Below are 2335 nucleotides of genomic sequence, written 5' to 3'. Positions count from 1 at the left end.
ACAGATAAAGTCTTCGCCTTGGCGAGATTGGCCAAATGGCATGAAAAAGTACGGCAAACGGGATTCAAGTCTTTTAATACAATTGCCAGGTCCATACAGAACCATTATCAGACTATATTGAACTACTTTGATAACAGATCTACTAATGCTTCCGCGGAATCTTTTAATGCAAAAATAAAGGCTTTTAGAAATCTGTTTAGAGGTGTGAAAAACATAGAATTCTTCCTGTATAGACTAACTCAATTGTATGCTTAAAATCCAAAAATTCACGCCTGCTCCACAACTTTTGGGATTGATCCTTTGAAAATCTATATAATTCTTCAAAGGAGAAAATAGCTAGCTTATTTTTATTTGTCGCAGCGAGAACGATAAAACTTAAATAAATGATCACTTAGATACTCAATTAAATCTTTACGAAGCATTGTTTTAGCGCGACGAAGAGATGCCTTTACATTTGAAACTCCAATACTCAAGGCCTCCCCTGTTTCCTTCACGGATAAATTTTCGACCTCCCGTAATACAAATACCAAACGATACTGCTCAGGCAATCTGCTTATAGCGTCTTCCAGTTGCAAACCCAACTCCTTAGAGACCAGGATATTTTCGGGAGTTTGCATATCGGCCCTACTATTTGAATAACTTTCAGTGCATTCTGAATTAAAACGCCGATTTCTTTTCTTTTGTAACAAGCATTCATTAATCATAATTCGGGTAAGCCAAGTACCCAATAAAGATTTTTGTTCAAATTCATTCAGATGCTCATAAGCTTTAAGGTAAGTGTTCTGCATCATATCTTCCACATCAACATCCCGATGAAGAATAGACATTCCAATCCTGTAAAGACGCTTGCTATACTCTTGCATCAAATATTCAAAAAGCCTCTTTTGTCCACTAACGATAAGACTAATCAGCTCTATCTCCGAAAACTGTTGGGACCGAAGTCCTTTAAATGTGTCCATTGATTGTTTTGGAATGAAAAAAGATTGCAATTCTTAGATGAAAGGAAGTAACCGATTTTTAATAGACTAATCTAACTTATAGAGAATGTTAAGCTGGATAGCAACAGTAAATGAATTACAAAAACACCTACATTATGAAAAAGTTTTTTTTAACCCCAAAGGGATGGCAACAATTACTATTCATAGTAGCGATTAGTGTCCTAGCTCTAGGAGCTTGCAAAAAATACAAATCGAAACCAGTTGTCGTAAATCCAATTCGAACAGCAAATGTTGTAATGAATGGGGCATCTGAAGTTCCTGCTGTAACCACGGCAGGAAGTGGAACAGCGACACTTTCTTACGATCCCGCGACGAAAATGATCACTTATCAAATCAACTGGTTGTTAGACAATCCACAATCAACCACAACCAACATGCACTTTCATGGAGCTGAAAATGGAAGTGCAACGATCAGTTCACCAGTAGTTATTCCCATTACTGGATTTGCTACCGGCAACACTGGCAGCTTAAGTGGAACCACACGGGCTCTTACAGATCTAGAAGCCGCCCAACTATTATCAGGCAAATGGTATATTAACGTTCACAGCGCGGCCTTTCCTGCCGGAGAAATAAGAGGTAACATAGCCTTTAATAGTCCGAGTGCAGGTAATCCGTACTAACCAAAAAAGCCTCTTCGTAGAAAAACGAGAGGCTTTTTTGCTATTAATCCAACAGAAGAACACCTGATTTTCAAACAAATAGAAAAGCAGAAAAGAAATACTGAGTTTTTTTACATTTATTAGTGTCCCTTTCATCAAAAATCCTTAATATTGCAGTCCCAAAACGAACATACGTTTTTGTCCTTAAAAGACATCAAACAACGTTTTGGCAACCAGCACTCCTTCTTAGCTCAGCTGGTTAGAGCATCTGACTGTTAATCAGAGGGTCGCTGGTTCGAGCCCAGCAGAGGGAGCCAAATTACAAAGCCTTTCAGTGAAAACTGAGAGGCTTTTTTGGTTTATAACGGTCCCGACAAGAAATCGGACCACACCTAAGCCTTCCTGGTAGACAAGTCCTCACATGATTCACACATTAGACAGGATCAAGCGGAATTCTTGGGGGGAAGGAAATTTAAGCATAGATTTTAGATAGTCTGAATAGGAAAAATTTAACATCTCTGACCCCTCTGGAAGTTGCTCTGAAAGCTTTCACCTTAGCATTGAACGATTCTGCAGAAGCATTTGTACTCCTGTTGACAAAGAAGTTGACGATGGAGAAGCGATGTGTTTGAATAGATCTTGCCACGGTTTTAAAAGCTTCAATTCCACTATCTTCCACATGATTGTACCATAAGGCTAATCTGGTAAAAGCAAGATCTCTTTGCGTACAATTCTTAA

Annotated in this window: 4 protein-coding genes and 1 tRNA gene; 3 read left to right on the top strand and 2 right to left on the bottom strand. The window is 38.6% G+C overall.

All coding sequences use genetic code 11. From position 1 onward, the window contains the following. A partial coding sequence (locus EZ444_RS26995) for a transposase (RefSeq protein WP_165503648.1) occupies window positions 1-255 on the top strand: 255 nt, incomplete at its 5' end. Window positions 256-347: 92 nt separating this feature from the next. Here the strand turns inward: EZ444_RS26995 and EZ444_RS26990 are convergent. Continuing rightward, window positions 348-959 carry a sigma-70 family RNA polymerase sigma factor gene (locus EZ444_RS26990; RefSeq protein WP_131612998.1) on the bottom strand — a complete coding sequence of 204 codons (612 nt, stop codon included), beginning with the start codon at window positions 957-959 and terminating at the stop codon, window positions 348-350. A gap of 134 nt (window positions 960-1093) precedes the next feature. Between EZ444_RS26990 and EZ444_RS26985 the strand changes: the two genes are divergently transcribed. Further along, the gene (locus EZ444_RS26985) at window positions 1094-1618 is read left to right on the top strand and encodes a CHRD domain-containing protein (protein WP_165503743.1); all 525 of its coding nucleotides are present in this window, start codon (window positions 1094-1096) and stop codon (window positions 1616-1618) included. A 219-nt stretch (window positions 1619-1837) separates the two neighbouring features. Continuing rightward, window positions 1838-1914 (top strand) — tRNA-Asn (locus EZ444_RS26980). Window positions 1915-2069: 155 nt separating this feature from the next. Here the strand turns inward: EZ444_RS26980 and EZ444_RS26975 are convergent. Further along, window positions 2070-2335 (bottom strand): transposase (locus tag EZ444_RS26975; protein ID WP_165503676.1); only part of this gene is annotated, 266 nt, incomplete at its 5' end.

It is taken from the genome of Pedobacter hiemivivus (assembly GCF_004331685.1).
In the GTDB taxonomy this organism is placed as follows: domain Bacteria; phylum Bacteroidota; class Bacteroidia; order Sphingobacteriales; family Sphingobacteriaceae; genus Pedobacter; species Pedobacter hiemivivus.
This window is presented reverse-complemented; position numbering and strand designations above follow the sequence as displayed.

What these genes read in the sequence shown, in the direction of transcription:
- EZ444_RS26990 (WP_131612998.1), bottom strand. Translation starts at nt 959, where the DNA reads ATGGACACATTTAAAGGACTTCGGTCCCAACAGTTTTCGGAGATAGAG.
- EZ444_RS26985 (WP_165503743.1), top strand. Translation starts at nt 1,094, where the DNA reads ATGAAAAAGTTTTTTTTAACCCCAAAGGGATGGCAACAATTACTATTC.